This window comes from Agrobacterium vitis (genome assembly GCF_013337045.2).
Lineage (GTDB): Bacteria > Pseudomonadota > Alphaproteobacteria > Rhizobiales > Rhizobiaceae > Allorhizobium > Allorhizobium vitis_B.
The window spans coordinates 2,908,206-2,926,397 of sequence record NZ_CP118259.1; the positions used below are offsets into that span (position 1 = coordinate 2,908,206).

At 59.0% G+C, this 18,192-nt stretch carries 14 protein-coding genes; 3 read left to right on the plus strand and 11 right to left on the minus strand.

Annotation, left to right across the window (positions count from 1 at the left end):
• Window positions 1-2 precede the first annotated feature (2 nt).
• From G6L01_RS13880 to G6L01_RS13910, 7 genes are all read right to left on the minus strand, one after another.
• Window positions 3-1,166, minus strand: coding sequence for a glycosyltransferase family protein (locus G6L01_RS13880; protein ID WP_070166941.1), 1,164 nt, complete (start codon window positions 1,164-1,166; stop codon window positions 3-5).
• Window positions 1,167-1,276: 110 nt separating this feature from the next.
• Window positions 1,277-2,506, minus strand: coding sequence for a glycosyltransferase (locus G6L01_RS13885; protein WP_070166942.1), 1,230 nt, complete (start codon window positions 2,504-2,506; stop codon window positions 1,277-1,279).
• Between the two features lie 4 nt (window positions 2,507-2,510).
• Entirely contained in the window at window positions 2,511-3,719 is a 1,209-nt protein-coding gene (locus G6L01_RS13890; protein ID WP_070166943.1) for a glycosyltransferase family protein, read from the minus strand.
• Between the two features lie 105 nt (window positions 3,720-3,824).
• Window positions 3,825-5,000 carry an ABC transporter permease gene (locus tag G6L01_RS13895; protein ID WP_070167024.1) on the minus strand — a complete coding sequence of 392 codons (1,176 nt, stop codon included), beginning with the start codon at window positions 4,998-5,000 and terminating at the stop codon, window positions 3,825-3,827.
• Window positions 5,001-5,011: 11 nt separating this feature from the next.
• The gene (locus tag G6L01_RS13900; protein WP_015917251.1) at window positions 5,012-6,010 is read right to left on the minus strand and encodes an ABC transporter permease; all 999 of its coding nucleotides are present in this window, start codon (window positions 6,008-6,010) and stop codon (window positions 5,012-5,014) included.
• Complete coding sequence (locus G6L01_RS13905; RefSeq protein ID WP_070167025.1) at window positions 6,007-7,887, minus strand: ABC transporter substrate-binding protein; 1,881 nt, start codon at window positions 7,885-7,887, stop codon at window positions 6,007-6,009. Before G6L01_RS13905 ends, G6L01_RS13900 begins: the two co-directional genes overlap by 4 nt.
• 38 nt (window positions 7,888-7,925) lie before the next feature.
• The gene (locus tag G6L01_RS13910; RefSeq protein ID WP_070166944.1) at window positions 7,926-9,812 is read right to left on the minus strand and encodes an ABC transporter ATP-binding protein; all 1,887 of its coding nucleotides are present in this window, start codon (window positions 9,810-9,812) and stop codon (window positions 7,926-7,928) included.
• Between the two features lie 172 nt (window positions 9,813-9,984).
• Here G6L01_RS13910 and G6L01_RS13915 point away from each other — a divergent pair, with 172 nt between their 5' ends.
• Window positions 9,985-10,968, plus strand: coding sequence for a glycosyltransferase family 32 protein (locus G6L01_RS13915; protein WP_337692707.1), 984 nt, complete (start codon window positions 9,985-9,987; stop codon window positions 10,966-10,968).
• Window positions 10,969-10,972: 4 nt separating this feature from the next.
• On the opposite strand, the gene G6L01_RS13920 is transcribed toward G6L01_RS13915, so the two are convergent.
• Together G6L01_RS13920 and G6L01_RS13925 are read right to left on the minus strand one after the other, a co-directional pair.
• Complete coding sequence (locus tag G6L01_RS13920) at window positions 10,973-11,716, minus strand: polysaccharide deacetylase family protein (RefSeq protein WP_071207285.1); 744 nt, start codon at window positions 11,714-11,716, stop codon at window positions 10,973-10,975.
• Window positions 11,709-12,833, minus strand: a complete 1,125-nt coding sequence (locus tag G6L01_RS13925) for a glycosyltransferase family 4 protein (RefSeq protein WP_174089270.1) — start codon at window positions 12,831-12,833, stop codon at window positions 11,709-11,711. The genes G6L01_RS13920 and G6L01_RS13925 overlap by 8 nt, the downstream gene beginning before the upstream one ends.
• Before the next feature lie 191 nt (window positions 12,834-13,024).
• Here G6L01_RS13925 and G6L01_RS13930 point away from each other — a divergent pair, with 191 nt between their 5' ends.
• Entirely contained in the window at window positions 13,025-14,377 is a 1,353-nt protein-coding gene (locus tag G6L01_RS13930) for a nucleotide sugar dehydrogenase (protein ID WP_070167027.1), read from the plus strand.
• A 4-nt stretch (window positions 14,378-14,381) separates the two neighbouring features.
• A complete protein-coding gene (locus G6L01_RS13935) occupies window positions 14,382-14,864 on the plus strand; it encodes a class I SAM-dependent methyltransferase (RefSeq protein WP_070166947.1) in 483 nt (160 codons plus the stop codon).
• Between the two features lie 93 nt (window positions 14,865-14,957).
• On the opposite strand, the gene G6L01_RS13940 is transcribed toward G6L01_RS13935, so the two are convergent.
• Window positions 14,958-15,422 (minus strand): cyclic nucleotide-binding domain-containing protein, encoded by a 465-nt coding sequence (locus G6L01_RS13940; RefSeq protein WP_070166948.1) that lies wholly within the window; start codon window positions 15,420-15,422, stop codon window positions 14,958-14,960.
• A 39-nt stretch (window positions 15,423-15,461) separates the two neighbouring features.
• Complete coding sequence (locus G6L01_RS13945) at window positions 15,462-18,182, minus strand: ABC transporter transmembrane domain-containing protein (RefSeq protein ID WP_070166949.1); 2,721 nt, start codon at window positions 18,180-18,182, stop codon at window positions 15,462-15,464.
• Between the last annotated feature and the right edge of the window lie 10 nt (window positions 18,183-18,192).

Below are 18,192 nucleotides of genomic sequence, written 5' to 3' on the forward strand. Positions count from 1 at the left end.
CCTCACCCCGCCTGCCTCTGCTCCACCAAATCCGTAACCAGCCGCGCCGTTTCCGCAGCACCGTTCAGCGAAACAGACAGTTTTTTAGGAAACTTCAATTTCAGCGCCTTGGTGATGGCCTTTGCCATGGCATCGCCATTCAATCCGTCCTCGCCGATAACCACGGCCAGGCCCAGCGCTTGAAGTTTTTCGGCCCGCACCGTCTGCTCGGTTTCGCCGCCTGTCGCAAATGGCACCAGCAGCGCCGGACATCTGGCCCGCAACACATCGCAGACCGTATTATATCCCGCTTGCGAAACGGAGAGCTTGGCCTTGGGCAAAAGGGCCGGAAAATCGGGACGAAAGCGATAGAGTGCGACAGTGCCGGGTGCGCGCAGGGTAAAGCGCTCGTAATCGGCCTCAGGCAAGTTGGGTCCGGTAATCAAGCACCAGCTCAGCTGTTCACCGAGATCACCGCCGAGAATGTCGCGGGCATCCAGCGCCGCTTCGATCAAGGCGGCACCGACCGCCCCTCCCCCCGCCGAGATGACGATATCGAAGACCTCTTCTGCCGGTTCCGGCTCAGGGGCTGCAACCAGGCCGGTATAATGCAGCTTGTCATGAATGGTTTTTGCCAGCGGAAACGTCTCTTGCAGCTCGACGAATTGCGGATCGCCATGCACGAGAACGCCATCGAAATGGTCCTGCACCAGCTTGACGGTTTCCTTGTCGCGGCCGGGCTTGCGATTTTCCTGCAAAATATCGCGCACTGAACTCAGCAGCAATGGCTTGGGATGCGTGGCCTTGATCGCGTCCAGCAGCGGCAAAAGCTCGAAGCGCACCTGCCGGCGACCAAACGGAAAAGCCTCGATGATCACAACATCCGGGCGAACCGCCTCGAAGGCCGCCAACAGCAATGCGGCACGGCTTGTCTCGAAACTGGCATCAACCGGCTTGCCTTCACTATCGACCAGACCGGAAAAGCCTGTGGCTGAGAGAACGGCAGGCAATTGCACATGCTCGATACCCGGTCCCGGAAAGCCCTTGACCGACGTTCCGCCCGTCACCAGCGTTACCGACAATCCGGCCTCCACCATAGCCTCGGCCAATCGGCTGGCTCGGGCCAGATGGCCGATACCGAGCAAATGCTGCACATAAAAGAAAACCCGTTTCGGGCGAAGAGTCATGTACGTTTGCTCCTGGGGACATTTCTGCTTTTCACAGAATGGCGAGACGCAAGGGATGCATCACGCGACGTCAAAGGCATATTTCCTGAAACCAGACCCTATGCAAGTGCTTATTGACGGCCAGAAAACAAGTCCGTCAGGTCGCGGATGCTGTTGCGGTAATCGAAATCCCGCCGCACTTTGCCCTCGGCGGCGGCCCCGAGACGGGCGCGCAAGGCCGGATCGCGCATGGCCTTCTCCAGCGCCAAAGCCAGCGCCTGCGCATCATCAGGCTCCACCAGCAGTCCGTTTTCGCCTGTTATAAACAGTTCGGATATGCCCGAGACCGTGGTGCTGACCGGCATCAACCCCTGACTTGCGGCCTCCACCAGCACATTCGGCAGGCCGTCGCGGTCGCCATCGGCAGTGATCCGGCAGGCGAGCGTAAAAAGATCGCTGTCGCGGTAATGGGTCAGCACATCGCGCTGGTCCATCGCGCCTTTCCAGGTGATGCGACCGGCAATGCCAAGCTGATCCGCCAAGGCCTGCAACCGGACCAGTTCGTCACCGCCGCCGATATGGGTAAAGTGCCAGTTGAGATCGGCTGGAAGTGCGGCGAGCGCCCGCAACAGCACATCATAGCCCTTCTTTTTCACCGCGCGGCCAACCGATAGCAACCGCAGCGGATCACCGGAACCGTCGCGCGCCGGACGCACACCCTCGAAATGCGGAAACCGATCAAGGTCGAGCCCGTGATAGCTCAAATGGACGCTGCCGTGTCCATCGGCCAAAGCGCTCAACCGGTCGAAACCGACTTTCGTGCAGGTCACCACCCAGGCGGCATGGGCCAGCTTGTCGGCCAGATCCCAGCTTGCCGATGTCCAGATATCCTTGGCATGGGCCGAAACGCTGAACCCCCTGCTGCCAAGCAGGCTGGCATAAAAGGCGACCGAGGCGGGCGTGTGGATGAAATGCGCATGCAGCCAATCCGCCTTGCCCGGCCATTCGGCCACCAGCACCATGGCCTGACCCAGACGGCGAAACCGGTTGCGGGAGAAATCGCGCCGCAGATCCTTGAAAAACTGCGTGAGAACCGGACGAAAGCCGGGCAGAAGCCGCACGGCCCATAGGGCTTTGAGCACGCGTCCCGGCTCTTCATGCAGATATTCCGGCAGATAATGCACCGGTGCCTGGATCTCATCATGGACCGGATGCCTCTTCTTGTCGGTCGGGCGGCGCATGGCCACCAGTTCCAGCGCAAAGCCGGCCTGCTCCAGGCCCAGCAATTCCTGGGCGATAAAGGTTTCCGACAGGCGCGGATAGCCTTTCAGTAAAACGACGATCTTTCTTGGTTGCGGCACGATCTTACCCTTGCACCACCGAGAGACGTCCGGCACCGCGCTCCTCCAGACAGTCGGCAACGATGCGGGAAATGGTCGGCAAGCCTTCCAGATGCATGCCCGGCGCACTGACCGAGGGCGGATCGCGTTTCAACACGGCCTTGATCGCCTGGGCAAACGCCATGCTATCGCTGGATTGGTCAGGCAGGACCATGCTGACCAGGCCCAGTTCGCAAGCGCGGGTGGCGCGGATCAACTGTTCCTCGCGCGGCTCGGTGCGCGGCACGATCAGGGCGGGCTTATCGAAGGACAGGATTTCACAATAGGTATTATAGCCGCCCATGGCCACCACCGCCTTGGCACCAGCGATCAGGTCTTCCATGCGGTTGTCGAATTCGATCATCGTCAGCTTTGGATGGCGCGATCCCGCCTCCATGAATTTCTGCCGCAAGTCGGCAGGCATATAAGGTCCCAGCACCACCAGGGCCTGCTGGTCCAGCGTCGGATCGGCCTGATAGGCGGCAATGACATCGCGCACCAGATCGCCACCATCGCCACCACCACCGGTCGTCACCAGCAGATAATCTTCCTGGGGCGAGTGATCGGACCGGGTTCCCGTCAGGGCATTGCGTTGCAGGAAACCGACGAAACGCATTTTCGAACGCAGGGCCGGAGGCGCGTCGATGCCGGTCAGCGGATCGTAGAAATCCGGCGGCCCATAGACCCAGACATCGTCATAGAGCCGGGCGATCTTCGTCAGCACGTCATTGCGCTTCCATTCCGCTTCCAGAAGATGCGGCGCATCCATCACATCGCGCAGACCAAGCACCAGTTTCGTGCCACGGGTCTTCAGATAGGTCAGCGTGTCCTCCACCTCGCCGCGCAGGCCAAGCGGTTCCTTGTCGATGATGAACATGTCCGGCTCGAAACTTTCCGCCGTGTGGCGGATGATCGACTGGCGCATTTTCAACGTTTCATGCAGGTCGATATGGCGGTCCATCGAGGTATATTCGCCATTGCGCAGCTTGATGACGCTGGGAATTTTGACGAAATCCACCCGGGCACGATAATCGAAGGCACCGGCAATCGTCGCGCCTGAAATAATCAGCACTTGCAGACCGCGATAATCCTCCACCAGCGAATGGGCAATGGTGCGGCAGCGGCGCAAATGGCCAAGACCGAACGTGTCATGGCTGTACATGAGGATGCGGGCTTGCCCCAGACGTCTCGACATGTGGTCAGTCTCTCCAAGAAATGTCACTGCATGGATCAGTCAATCCGGACGGACTGAGCAACAGCCATGGGCATGGGTAAAGGTCGCCGTTCCCGTATACAGCGATCACTTATATGGATCTGCCGCATCCCTAAGACCATCCCCTAGAAAATTGAAGGCAAGAATGATCACGATGACGGGAACAACCGGGAACAGCAGCCAAGGATAAAGTGCGATCACATTGACCGAGCGGGCCTCTGTCAGCAACACACCCCAGCTGGTAATTGGTGGACGAAGGCCAAGCCCTAGAAAACTCAGGGTTGTTTCGCCGAGGATCATGCCGGGAATTGTCAGCGTCGCGCTGGCAATCAGATGTGACATGAAGCCGGGAATAAGATGACGACCGATGATGCGGGCGCTGCCCGATCCCATCATCTGGGCGGCCAGCACGTAATCTTCTTCGCGCAGCGCCAGCAGCTTGGAGCGCACCGCCCGCGCCAGCCCCGTCCAGTCCAACAGGCCGAGAATGAAGGTGATGCCGAGATAGACCAGCAGAGGGCTCCAGTCCGGCGGCATGATCGCCGCCAGCGCCAGCCACAGCGGAATGCTGGGAATGGAATGCAGCACTTCGGTAATGCGCTGCACGACCATGTCGAACCAGCCGCCCCAATAGCCAGCCAGCCCGCCGATGACGATGCCAAGCACGAAACTGGTCATCACGCCCAGAAGACCGATGGTCAGCGAAATCCGGGCGCCGTAGAGAATACGCGACAGCACGTCACGCCCCAACCGGTCGGTGCCGAGCAGGAAGAAATTTCCACCTTCCGCCGGGCAGACCAGATGCAGATCGCTGTCCACCAGACCCCAGAAACGATAGCTGTCGCCCCGGCAGAAAAACCGCAGCTTCTGCACTTGTTGCGGATCTTCGGTATAAACCCGTTTCAATGTGTCCATATCCAGCGACATCGTCCGGCCATAGACGAAAGGCCCGACAAAACCGTTTTCATCGAACAGATGCACGGCTTGCGGTGGCGCATAGATCCGGTCGACATTGCGGCTATGGACGTTGTAGGGCGCTAAAAACTCGATGACGACAATCATCAGATAGGCCGTCAACAACAGAATGCCGGAATAATAGGCCAGTTTGTGCCGCTTGAACCGCCACCAGGTCAGGCGGAATTGCGAGGCCTGATCAACCGGAGAACGCCGGGATGTTGCCTCATCCTCAATCGCATAAGGGTCAAACGGAGCTGGCGACACGTAATGCGCCAAGGCGCCAGAGGCAGAGCCGGAGGATGGCATTCGCGGATCGCTCATTTGCTGCGCCCTCCCTGCAAACGGATACGCGGATCAAGCAGCGCCAGCGCAATATCCGAAATCAGCACGCCGATCACCGTCAGCACCGCCAGGAACATCAGGAACGACCCGGCCAGATACATGTCCTGATCCTGAAGCGCCCGGATCAGCATCGGGCCGGTGGTTTCCAGAGACAGCACGACGGCGGTAATTTCAGCCCCGGAAATAATCGTCGGCAGGATCGAGCCGATATCGGAAATGAAGAAATTCAACGACATGCGCAGCGGATATTTGATCAACACTCGAAACGGATGCAGCCCCTTGGCGCGCGCCGTCATCACATATTGCTTGTGCAGCTCATCCAGCAGATTGGCCCTGACACGGCGCACCATGCCAGCGGTGCCCGCCGTGCCAATGATGATCACCGGTATCCATAGATGTTCGAGGATAGACTTGAACTTGTCCCAGCTCATCGCCTGGCCCAGAAAGCGCTGGTCCATCAGATGGCCGATGGAGATGCCGAACCAGATATTGGCGAAATACATCATGACAAGTGCCAGGATGAAGTTTGGCACGGCGATGCCGATCAGGCCCAGCAGGGTCAACCCGTAATCGCCCCAGCTATATTGATGAGTGGCCGAATAAATGCCGATTGGAAAGGCCAGCAGCCAGGTGACCGCGATGGTGACGGTCGAGACCAGGATGGTCAGCCAGACCCGGTCTCCCACCACATCGGCTACCGGCATGCGATATTCGAAGGAATAGCCGAAATCGCCCTGCACGAAGCCAGTGACCCAGTTGAAATAGCGGATCGGCGCGGGCTGGTCGAAACCGTAGCGGGCCTTCAAATCCTCGATTTCCTGCAAATCGGCCTTTTCGCCGATAGCCCGCATTTCCTCGACATAGCTTTCGAAGTAATCGCCGGGCGGCAATTCGATAATGGTGAACACCAGCATGGAAATCATGATCAGCGTCGGGATCATCACGGCAATGCGCCAGAGAATATAGCGGATCATGTCGCATCCTCATCATACCAGAATGTATCCGGCATATAGACGCCGAGTTGGGAGGTCGGGACGAAGCCGAACAGGCCTTTTTCCGGCAGGTTCCTGAGCTTTCGCGATTTCACCACCGGCTGCAAGGCAGAATTGACGATGCCGATGGTAAAGACCTGATCGGTGTAGAGCCGCAGCATGTCATGCCAGATCGCCGTGCGCTCCTCCAGCAGATCGGACTGCCGCCAGGCCCGAAACAGGTCGAGCAACGCCCGCGCCTCGGGAATTTCCGGCGCCCGGCCATCGCCACCGCCCGACAGCGTATGCAGGCCCCAGAGCGGCCATTGCAGCTGGTCGTCGCTGGTCGGCGCCAATTCACGCGGGGACATGTCGGCGGTCGGAACGCCATTGTCCAATCCCTGCCAGACGGCCATCACCGTTTCGCCATTGGTGATGCGGCGGCGAAACAGTTCGCGATGCGAGATATGCACGAACAGGCGGAAGCCGATCTTGCGGAAGTGATCGGTAATCAACTCCAGCACGTCGGAATCAAAGGAGCTTTCCCCGGTGCTCTCGACAATCAGCACCGCCTCACGCCCGTCCGGCAACAGACGAAGGCCATGCCGGTCAGGGCGCTCAAGGCCAGCCTCGTCCAACAGCGCATTGGCCTGATCGGGATCGAAGCCTGCCCAGGCATCGCGGTATTCGGGCTTGAACAGCGGACTTTCGGGCAGGATCGCATTCGCCGAAGCCTGGGCCAGACCGAAAAACACCGCCTTGTTGATTTCTTCGCGGTTGATGGCCAGGGACAGCGCCCGGCGCACCCGGACATCGAGCAGCACCTGACGCCAGACCAGATCCTTGCAATTCAGGTTGGGCATCAGCGCGATGCGCGCCCCTTGGGTGCGCTTCCACAGATCGACCTTGATCGGATAGCGTTTCTCGGCGTTTTTCAGGAAGGTATAATCGGCAAAATCCAGATTGGTGAATTGCAGATCGCTTTCGCCCGTGCCGGTCTTGGCTGATATCAGGTCGCCAGAACCAACGCCCATCACCACTTTGTCGATATAGGGTAGCTGCAAGCCGTTCTCGTCCACCCGGTGGTAGAAGGGATTACGCTCGAAGATGAACTGGCCCGATGGCGGCGCAGTCCGGGGAAGCCAGGCATCCAGCGTCGGCAGGTCAGGATTTTCCGGGCGCACGATGCGCGACATTTTCTGATGCAGCGCCACCCAATCCTGCACGCCGTTTCTTTTCGCCAGTTCCTCCAGCTTTTCCTTGGTCTGGTATTTATGGTGGAACTGCTTGAGATAGGCGCCGGGCATCATCAGACGCGTTGCGGTCGGGGCGGCAAGCTCGGCCAGGAAATCCGGATTAGGATCCTCCCAGGTATAACGAACGGTCAGCGCGTCCAGCACCTCAAAGACCGGTTCCTTGTCATTGACCCGGAAGACCGTGGGAATTCCGCCCTTGTGAAGCTTCTTGTCATGGAACATGTCTTCCCAGACATAGCGGAAATCCTCTGCCGTAAACGGCGACCCGTCCGACCAGCGATGGCCGTCGCGCAGGTGGAAGGTAAAGATCCGCTCCTCGACCACCTCGAACCGTTCCAGCAGATCCGGCTGGAAATTGAAGGCGAGGTCATAGCCGATCAGCCGACAGTAACAATTGATCGGCATATATCTGATATCGCGCTGGCCGCCGATCAACATGCGGATCGTGCCGCCATAGTGCCCCGGAGCCCGCTCAGGCCCTTCAAGGGACACGACGCGCGGTACTTTCGGCAAGCGCTCAGCCATTGGCGGCAGTTGGCCAGCCTCGACCTTGGCTTTCAAAAGTTCCGGTTCACCTAGATGAGACGCCGCCAGAAGCGGACGCGGCAGAAAAGCGGCGGACATCAGCGCAAGCGCCCGACGGCGGGTAAGGTGATGGCTGCTCACGAGCGCAACTCCCTTGCATCCACCTCACGGCGGGCCAAAACCAGATGGCCACCACCCAGATCGGCATGGGCAAGCGTTGCCGGATCACCTTCATCGTGAAAATGCCTGGCCCACCTCTTCTTTGCGGCCAGCGACGGCTCACCGATCAGGTTGAAATCCATCGGATGATCCAGGTTGGGCAGCGGCACCGCCGCCAGCAATTTCTTGGTATAGGGATGGACCGGATCGCGCATGATCACCTCGCAAGGGGCAATCTCGACAATACGGCCCGCATACATCACCGCCACCCGGTCGGCCATGTAATTCACCACGGCCAGATTGTGGGAGATGAACAGATAGGTGAGGCCAAGCTCACTCTTCAAATCCTTCATCAGGTTGAGGATTTGTGCCTGCACCGAGACATCCAGTGCCGAAACCGGCTCATCGCAGATGACAAGATCCGGCCCGAGCGCCAGTGACCGGGCAATGCCGATCCGCTGCCGCTGACCGCCGGAAAAACTATGCGGATAGCGGCCCAGCGCCGTCTCAGGCAGGCCAATCGCATGGATCAGCCGGTTGACCAGATCCAGCCGAGCGGCCCGGTTGCCACGATCATGAATTTCCAAGGGTTCGCTGATGATGCCGCGCACGGTCATGCGCGGAGACAGGGAAGAGACAGGGTCCTGGAACACCATCTGAATGCGAGTGCGCAGGTCTTGCAGCTTTGATCCTTCAGCCTTCAGCATATCCAGCGGACCATCGGTGCCATGATAGACAGCCGTGCCGTGATCAGCCGTGACGCCGCGCATCAAAATCTTGCTGAGCGTGGTCTTGCCGCACCCGCTTTCGCCCACCAGCCCCAAGGTTTCACCGCGAAAAATATCGAAGGAGACATCGTTGACGGCCAAAGTTGGCGAAGACGGGCGCGAGAAAAATCCGTTTGACCCCTTGGACTGGAAGGATTTGAAAATATTGCGCACCGAAAGCAACACGCCGTCGCCGCCGGACGGCACGCGACATTTGTCCATCAACCGGCCGGTATCGACGTGGATTTCGCGAAGTGGTTTCAGGCGCTCATTGCGGTCCATGTCGAAATGCGGCACCGCCTGCATCAGGCCCTTGGTATAGGCATGTTGCGGCGCGCTGAAAATTGCTTCGACCGGACCGGATTCCATTACCTCGCCGCGGTAGATCACCACGACTTCATCGGCAAGACTGGCGACGACACCGAGATCATGGGTGATCAACAGGATCGCCATGCCAAGCTTTTCCTGCAATTCTTTCAGGAGCTTGAGGATCTGTGCCTGGATGGTCACGTCAAGCGCCGTGGTCGGTTCATCGGCAATCAACAGCGCCGGATTGCAGATCAGCGCCATGGCGATCATCGCCCGCTGGCGCATGCCGCCGGACAGTTCGAACGGGTACATGGTCGCCACACGGGCCGGGTCGTTGAACCCGACCAGCCCCAGCATTTCCTCCAGCCGTTCCTGGCGTTCGCGCGGCGAGAACGTGGTGTGGACCCGCAACACTTCCTCGATCTGGTTGCCGACGGTATGGACCGGCGAAAACGAGGTCATCGGCTCCTGGAAGATCATGCCAATCCGGTTGCCGCGAATCTGGCGGATCTGGCGACCATCATAGGGCAAAGACAGCAGATCGACCTGGGCTGCCTTTTGCGGATCATTAAAAACAACCCGGCCATTGATCTGCGCCAAGTTGGATTCGATCCCCATGATCGAGCGTCCAAGCACGGATTTACCCGACCCGGATTCACCGACCAGCGCCGTAACCTTGCCGGGCTGCAGCGTCATGCTGAAAGACTTGACCGCCTGGATGCTTGCGCCCAACAGGGGAAAAGACACACTGATATTATCCACATAAAGCAGATCTGCGCATTCTGCCATGCGTCACTTTTCCCAACCCGTCTTATGACTTTGTAGCCACCGTATCTTAGCAAATCATTGATGTCTATCGCTGACACACATGCTTCAATCGCGACCCGGACATGGCTTTACGGCTTGCACATGTCAGTTTTTTATCGGTAGGTCAGAAGACTGATAAAATGGACCTGTCATCGTGAGCCAAGACTTACCCCCGAGACTGAAAAGTCGCGCCATAATTGCCCAAAGCCTGGAGCTTGCCAAAAAGCGCGAGCTAGAGGCGGCAAAGACTATGCTGGATGCCCTGGCTGGCGACCGTGATTTGCTGGCGCAGGCCGGGCTTGGGCCGGACACCGCGCTTGGTATGCCGCGCAAGCTGCATTCGGCCTATCTGAAGCTTGCCAAGATTGCCGGAGACCGGCTGCGGGTCACCGGGCTGCAATATACACTAGCGCCACCACCGGACCTGCTTTTACCTTTTTCGCGTTTCAGCCGCGATGAGCGGCGGGATATGGCAGCGCTGAACCGCGAGGCAGTACCAAGAGTGCTGCACCAGATCTGGCTCGGAACACTGGCTCTGCCGCCTGCCTGCCAGGCCTGGGCCGCCCACTGCGCCCGCCATGGCTTTGCCTATCGGCTGTGGCGCGAGGCCGACCTTGAAGCACAGGGGTTTGACCAGCATCCAAGCTTTAAGGCCATGCTGGCACGCGGCGACTATCCCGGCGCTGTCGATGTGGCGCGCTATCTGATCCTTCAGCACTTCGGCGGGATTTACCTTGATTGCGACTGGTATCCGGCCCGTGACCATATCAGCTTTGCCGATTGTCTGTCTCTGGTCGGGCTTGCCGCCCTTGCCGAAGACACGCCGCGCCAGACCGGCCTCGGCAGCCTGCTGATGACCAATTCCTTCATCGCCAGCCCGCCCGGCCATCCGGTCTTTGCGCGGATTATCGAGGCCATGCCGCAGGCCATGGCGCTGCTGCCGGATGCCCCCGCCTGGTGGTCGACCGGGCCGCTGCTGATGACCGTGGTGTTTCGAGGCACCAGCTTTACCGTTCCCGATGCGAGCCTCATTGCCGCCAATCTGCAACGCGGCGCGCCGTTTGCCGAGGTGGAGGCGGCACGGGATACAGCCCTGACCACCGATGGCGGCCTGCTGATCGGCTGGAAATCCTGGTAGGTGCTTATGCCTGCCGCTGAAGCAATGTCCGCGCACTTTCCCAGCGGCAGGCTGGATGGGTGGCAGTCAGAGCGAACAGCCGCGTCAGGAAATCCCAGACCGCTTGGTCATGAACCAGATGATGGGTGAGGATGCCGATGGCCTGTAAAGGTTCAGCTTCGGGCTCCAGATAGGCAGCCAGTTCCGCAAACAGGATATCGGCATCCCGCCCACCGCGCGTCCCGTGCCAATCCATCACATCCACATGGGTGTTGAGAAGGGTTAGAGTATCTATGCGCTTCTCCCGGCCAAACACCGACAGCGCCGTAAAACCGAGGCCGGGCAGCGCTGGCAGCAAAGCCTTGTCGATCCGGTTCCAGGGCGGCACCAGCATCGGCAGCAGCTGTTCGCCGTAAAGTCCGCGCAGCTTGGCCAATCCCTGGCGCAGCTCGTCCAGGACGATTGCCGCCGGACGATGCGCCCCTAGTTCCTGGTTTTTTTCACCTGGACCAGCATGGCTCTGGTGGTTCCAACCATGCACGGCGATGGTGGCAAGGGTTTCTGCCTGCAGCAATCCGGCCAGCGCTGCACTGGTCGGCTCGGGAATGACCGCCAGCGTCAGCGGTATCTGGAAGCGGCGGGCAAGTGCCAGCAAAGTCTCCAGCGGCTCGCTGGGCTCGACCGCATCGTCATCGCGCAGCCAGAGTTTGACCGTCTTTCCCTGGGCGGCGAGATCATCGAGGCGCTGCCTCAAGAGAATTTCAGACATTATGACTTTCGCCTTCCGATTCCAGTTTAGCACTATCGCCCAGACACTGTTCCAGCAGGGCGGAAAGCCGGGCGCTGGCCGCCTCAATCGAGCGATCCTGCTCGACCATCTGGCGGGCCGCTTGCGCCATTGTCTGGCGCTTTGACGCATCGGTCAGCAGGGTCGCTATAGCTTTAGCATAGGCAGGCGCATCGCCGGGCGGCGTTAAAAATCCGGTGATATCAGGCGAAACCACTTCCGGCACGCCTGCCACGGCCTCGGCCACAACCGGCAGTCCTGCCGCCTGCGCCTCCAGATAGGCAAGGCCATAGGCCTCGCCATGGCCCGGCCAGACATAGACCGATGCGGTCGATAAGATCTCGGCGACGACTTGCGGCGGTTGCTCGCCCAAGAATTCGACCCTATCAGGCGGAAAGCCGGAAAACAGCGCCCGAACCTCGGCCCCGCAGGGTCCATCCCCAACCACTTTTAGCCGCCAGGCAAGATCGGGCAGCAGCTCCAGCGCTTTGGCCAGCGCGCCATAGCTGCTCATCTTATCGCCGGGGCGCATCATCGCCACGGTTGCCAACACATGCTGCTCTGACTGCTGCGGGCGGGCAAGAAAGGCCTGCGCATCGATAAATGGCGTCAGCCGAGCCAGCCGGGCTTGTGGCACAGCTGCCTGCAAGCCCTGCATATCCCGCGCTGTCAGGCAGAGATTGACAGCGGCACTCCTGATCGTCTCCAGCAACCTGTCCTGAAAACCAGCCCAGACGCCCAGATTGCGCCGCTGCGAATAGGAGGCCTCCGCCGTGACATAGGGGATGGCGAACCGTCGGCAAAGCGGCGGCCCGATCAGGTCCGGCGCCTTGTAATACGGGTGATAGCAAAACCACAGATCCGGCTTGCCCTGGCGCTGATAAAGCCCGGCCAGCCGCTCGATCTCTTCCTCCGCCGCCTGGGCCAGATCCGGCAGAACCGTCTCCGGCGTCGCATGGAAACTGCGCAGATCAGACGCCACGGTGACATCATGGCCCGCCAGCCGCAAGGCCCGCAGCAGGAGGCGCGCCATCAGCCGGTCGCCGGATGGGACCGGGTGGTCGGGGGATTTCAGCGGCGCGTAAAAGCCGATTTTCATGGGCAGCCTCATCGTCATGCAGGGACATGTGCGCAGTCCGCAGGCTGTTGCAAGAGGCAGAGGCAGATTTCTCGTCACCAATCACAGCCGATCAACATTGCCCGACAAGATCATCGCGCACCCTTGACATCCCATCATGCGGACCGCAACTGAAGCCGGTATTGAAATCGCCTGCGGAGCTTTATCCCACCATGTCCCATCATCCCGTTGCCGCCGAATTGCTGTCCGCCATCCAGTCCCGCCGCGCCAAGGCAGCGGTGATCGGCCTCGGCTATGTCGGCCTGCCGTTGGGTATCAGCATTGCCAAGGCCGGATTCACGGTGATGGGCTTTGATATCGACGCCGCCAAGATCGACGCCATCGAAGCCGGGACAAGCTATATCGAGGCCGTGCCAGAACATATTCTGCGCGAAGAATGCGCGGCGGGCCGCTTTTCTGCCACCTCGGACTTTCTGGCGCTTGCCGATTATGACGTGATCGCCATCTGCGTGCCGACGCCACTGACCAAGAACCGTGACCCTGACCTGTCCTATGTGGAAAACACCTGCCGCCAGATTGCCAAGTCGCTCAGGCCCGGACAACTGATCGTGCTGGAATCCACCACCTATCCCGGCACCACGCAGGAAGTAGTGAAGCCGATCCTCGAACATTCGGAACTGCGGGCCGGAGAGCATTTCTTCCTCGGTTTTTCCCCGGAACGGGAAGATCCCGGCAATCGCGAATTTGAAACCTCGACCATTCCGAAGATCATCGCCGGTGATGGTCCCGACGCATCGGCCTTGATGGCGGCCTTTTATGGTGCGGTGGTCAAAACCGTGGTGCCCGTCTCCTCGACGGCGACAGCGGAAGCCGTCAAGCTGACCGAAAACATCTTCCGCGCCGTCAATATCGCCTTGGTCAATGAATTGAAGCTGGTCTATGACGCCATGGGCATCGATGTCTGGGAGGTGATCGACGCCGCCAAGACCAAGCCCTTCGGCTATATGCCGTTTTATCCCGGCCCAGGCCTTGGCGGCCACTGCATTCCCATCGATCCGTTTTACCTGACCTGGAAATCGCGCCAATACGACCAGCCGACCCGGTTCATCGAGCTGGCGGGCGAGATCAACACGTCCATGCCGCATCACGTCGTCTCCAGGCTGGCCGAAGCGCTGGACCGCAAGGCGGGCAAAGCGCTGAGCCGGTCGCGCGTGCTGATCCTGGGTCTGGCCTACAAGAAAAACGTTCCAGATATCAGGGAAAGCCCGTCACTACGGCTGATGGAGCTTATTCTGGAACGCGGCGCCGAGGTCGCCTATTTCGACCCATTCCTGCCCGAAATTCCGAAAACCCGCGAATATAGCCATTTGAAAGGCCGTCGCAGCATCACCTGGAACGAGGAAAGCCTCGCCGCCTTCGATGCGGTGCTGATCGCCACAGACCATGACACTGTCGATTACCAGCAATTGGCCGACTGGTGTCCGCTGATCATCGATACCCGCAACGCCCTTGCCCGCCGCAGCATTGCCGATCAGGCCGCAGGCCACACGATTGTGAAAGCGTGATCCCATGAGCCGTCTCGATAGTTTCATCAACCGTATGAGCGCTCAGCGCGATCTCTTGAACCATATCCGCGACGCCTATCCCCTGCCCGACGGGCCGGTGCTGGAAATCGGCCTTGGCAATGGCCGGACCTTCAGTCATTTGCGGGAGAATTTCACCGGTCGCCGCATCGTCGCCTTCGACCGGCAATTGGGCGCGCATAGCAGCTCGATTCCGCAGGAGGGCGACCTGATCCTGGGGGAAATCGACCAGACCGGTCAGGCCTTCATTGGCTGCGGTGCGGCCTTCGTCCATGCCGATATCGGCACCGGCTATCCCGAGCGGGATGCGGTCACACTCACCTGGCTGCCGGATATGGTGGCGGGGATGTTGCGGCCTGAGGGCTATGCGCTCAGTGGCTTGCCGCTCGAACACGAAGCACTCGAGCCGTTACCGGTCCTCGACCATATCGAGAAAGACCGCTACTTCTTCTATCGCCGACTGCCGTGATTTTTTGCAGAAGCACCGGACTTTCGAGTGCATTTGCCTAAAATCCGCCCGAAATTCCGGCGTTAATAGGAGTAATGAGGGATGGTTTACATCCTAATCGACAAGAGAGAGTTGCCGCAAACGAACAGTGTCGAGTTCGGTTGTCATTGCCCGAAGACGCTCTGCTAGCGCACGGCTGAACTCCATGCTCATGCGTGGGCTGTCAGCCATGACCTTGCCGAGACAATCTTTGGCGATGCGAAGAGTTTCGACTTCTGTCGCAGCGCGTGCGGTCATTCGTCTTGGACCATGGCACAGAAGTGACATTTCGCCGATGATGGATTTGCTGTCTGCTTCACCGATCCTGACTTGGCCTGTGGGCATGTCTGAAAGCAAATCAACCTTGCCAGACAGGATAACATACGCAGCATCACCGCCATCGCCCTGGCGAAACAAAATGTCTCCGGGCTTATAAGTAGCCCTTTGCGAGGCGAAGGCCAGGAGCTTCAGTTTGCACGGATCGACGTGCTTGAAGTATGGAATATTCCGCAATAGCTGCACTTCGTCTCGCAGTAACATGCTTGCCACCAACTTCCCGGTTTTCGGTGGCCTGACCCCTCATGCCACCAATGCCTTGAAAATATCATTTTCATTGCCCAGAGCCTCGAACGTGCCGTCCGCGACCAATGAACCGCTGTCGAGTATCAGAACACGATCAAAGTTTTTTGACAATGATGTGTTCGACAAAACCCAAAGGATAGAGGGATCATTGTCCTGCTCGCGCAGAAATGCAAGCACATCCTTAACAATATCCTCCTGAACACGCGCGTCGAGGCCCGGCAGGGCTTTGTTGAAGATATAATAGTCGCAACGCCGCACCAGCGCGCGGGCAAGGTTGAGCTTGTGGCGCTGAACGATGGTCAGCCTGCGGCCGCCGCTGCCAATGTCGAATTCCAGTCCAAGCGCCAGAAACCGTTCCGTCAGGCCTTTCTTAGTACTCAGTTTCGCCGCCAGCTCGCGGAATTTCGGCTGGGCTTCGGGATTGCGGTTGACGAGCTTGCCGAAAATCACGTTCTCGCGCAACGTCGCCGCCGCCATGTAGCGATGCGGATCGTAGCGCTCGATACTGTGGCGCAGGTCCGGAGACAGGTTATCGTGGAACAGGTCACGGGCGCCGACGATCTTGTCCATCACCTCTTGCGTCAAAACACCCATACGATAGCGCGGCTCGACATAATTGAAGCTGAGCCGGATCATTGCCCGCTGCTCTTCCTCGTTTGGCACCGGCTTGGTCCGGCCTTGAAGGCGTTGCAGGATCTGTTGGTAAAACACCACGTCGTCAGCGGTCAGGACATCGAGCTGCTGGAAGAACGGGTGATCGGCCGGCAGGCCACCGAAGATTTCCACCAGGTTTTCCGCAATCAGGAAACCCATCTCATAAAACAGGCTGAGCAGACCGGCGCGCTCCAGCACATCATAGAAATAATCGCTCTGATGGGCATAGACAGGTCCATTGACAATCGGACGCAGCGTTCCAAACAGCAGGTTTTCTCCCAGTGTCGCCTCGGCATTATAGGCAGTGGGGTCGAAGTGAACCACGAGATTGGCAAGACCCTGCCTCTGCAATTCATCACGCAGCGCCAGACGCAACTCCACCACTTTTTCCGTCAGGTCCGGATAATCAAGCGGATCGACGATGGAATGCAGTGCAAGCTCCATCACGTCGCTGGTCAGTTTCACGGTATCCAGCGCCGTCAAAATTGATTTTTTCAGGTCGCTGGCTTCACCGTGCAGCACGGACGTCGCCCGCCGGTCGATCCAGTCGGCATTGGGATCGAGATCGGAGTTTTCAGACAATTGCGCCTCCTTGATCTCCCAACGACGTTTCATCGCCTCGCGCCCGGTATAGTTCACCGAATTGGTCGGCGCATGTTTCAGGCCGTAAATCAGGTTGTCCTTGAGGCTGCCATGAAAGAAATAACCATCGGCAGATACATAGGAAATTGCCCGACCCGTCACCGATTCCGGCAATTCCAGCAGGTCGGCATCGCCAAGCACGATCTTGCCCGCCACCGGCCAGTTCAACCGGCCAATGGCTTCGGCCATCACTTCCGCCCCCACACCGCGATTGTCGATTGCGGCAATCGTCTCACCCGGGCCGATTTTCAAGGTGAGATTTTCCACCACCTTCGCGCCGCCGCTATCCTGCAAGGTCACATTCTGCAAAGCGAGCGGGCCAGAGCGGGCAGCCATCCCCACAGGCGCCAGCGCCTGTAGCACGGGATCGATCATCTGCGGCGGTTCGAATTGCTCCAGAACCTGTTCATATTTCACCTGCACGTCCTGGCGGGACTGATCCCAGTCGATCAGCTCCTTCAACGGACCGGGAAGATCCTTGTAGGCATTGATGACAGCCACCAGCTGGCCCACGTCCAGGCTGCCCTTCAGCGCGAAATAGCCACCGATGGAGTAGAACAGAAACGGCGTCAGCTGAGACAGGAAATTATTGAAAAATTTGACGAAAAACTTCCAGCGATAGAGATCGTAACGGATCTTGAAGATATCGCCGAGCCGCTTCGAAATATCGGCGCGTTCATAATTCGACGTATCATAGGCGTGGATCGTGCCAACGCCATCAACGATTTCCCCGACCTTGCCCGCCAATTGCCGGGCCTGAAGCTGCCGCTGACGGCCAAGGATGAGCAAGCGGCGGCGCATTTTGGGAATAATGCCGACCTGAAGCGCCACCATTGCGCCTGCAATCGTGCCAAGCCAGAAACTTTGCAGGAAAATGAAGAACAGCGCGGCCAGTGCCTGGCCGCCCAGCATGGTTGGCTGCACAAAGGCATCCCCCGTAAAGCCGCCAAACGGCTCCACCTCATCGCGCACCATGGTCGAGACTTCGGAGGAATGGATCTGCTTGACATAGCTTGGCGGGAACCGCAGCACCCGGTCCACCAGCTCATAGCGGATCCGCCGCAGCAACCGCTCTCCAAGCCTGCCCTTATAGGTATTGATATAGAATTTAAACAACCCGTTGATGATCACCAACAGCAGGAAGACGCCGCTCAGCGCCATGAGGCTCGACATGCGGTCAAGGGAAATGCCGCGAGAATGCAATGACCAATCGGTCAAAGGCACGGTCCAGTCGAAGGCAAACAGCGGCTGTCGCGAATCCGGCGCTTCGAACCCGCTTCCCTGGATCGGCCCATTGATGATGCGCTTGGGCAGGTCGAAGGCCAGAAAATACGGCACCATCGACAGGATAACAATCGTCAGAACCCAGATCTGCTGCTTGCGCGTATGCCGCCATATATAAAGGAGTAGGCTTTTTTCCATCAGCTGGTTA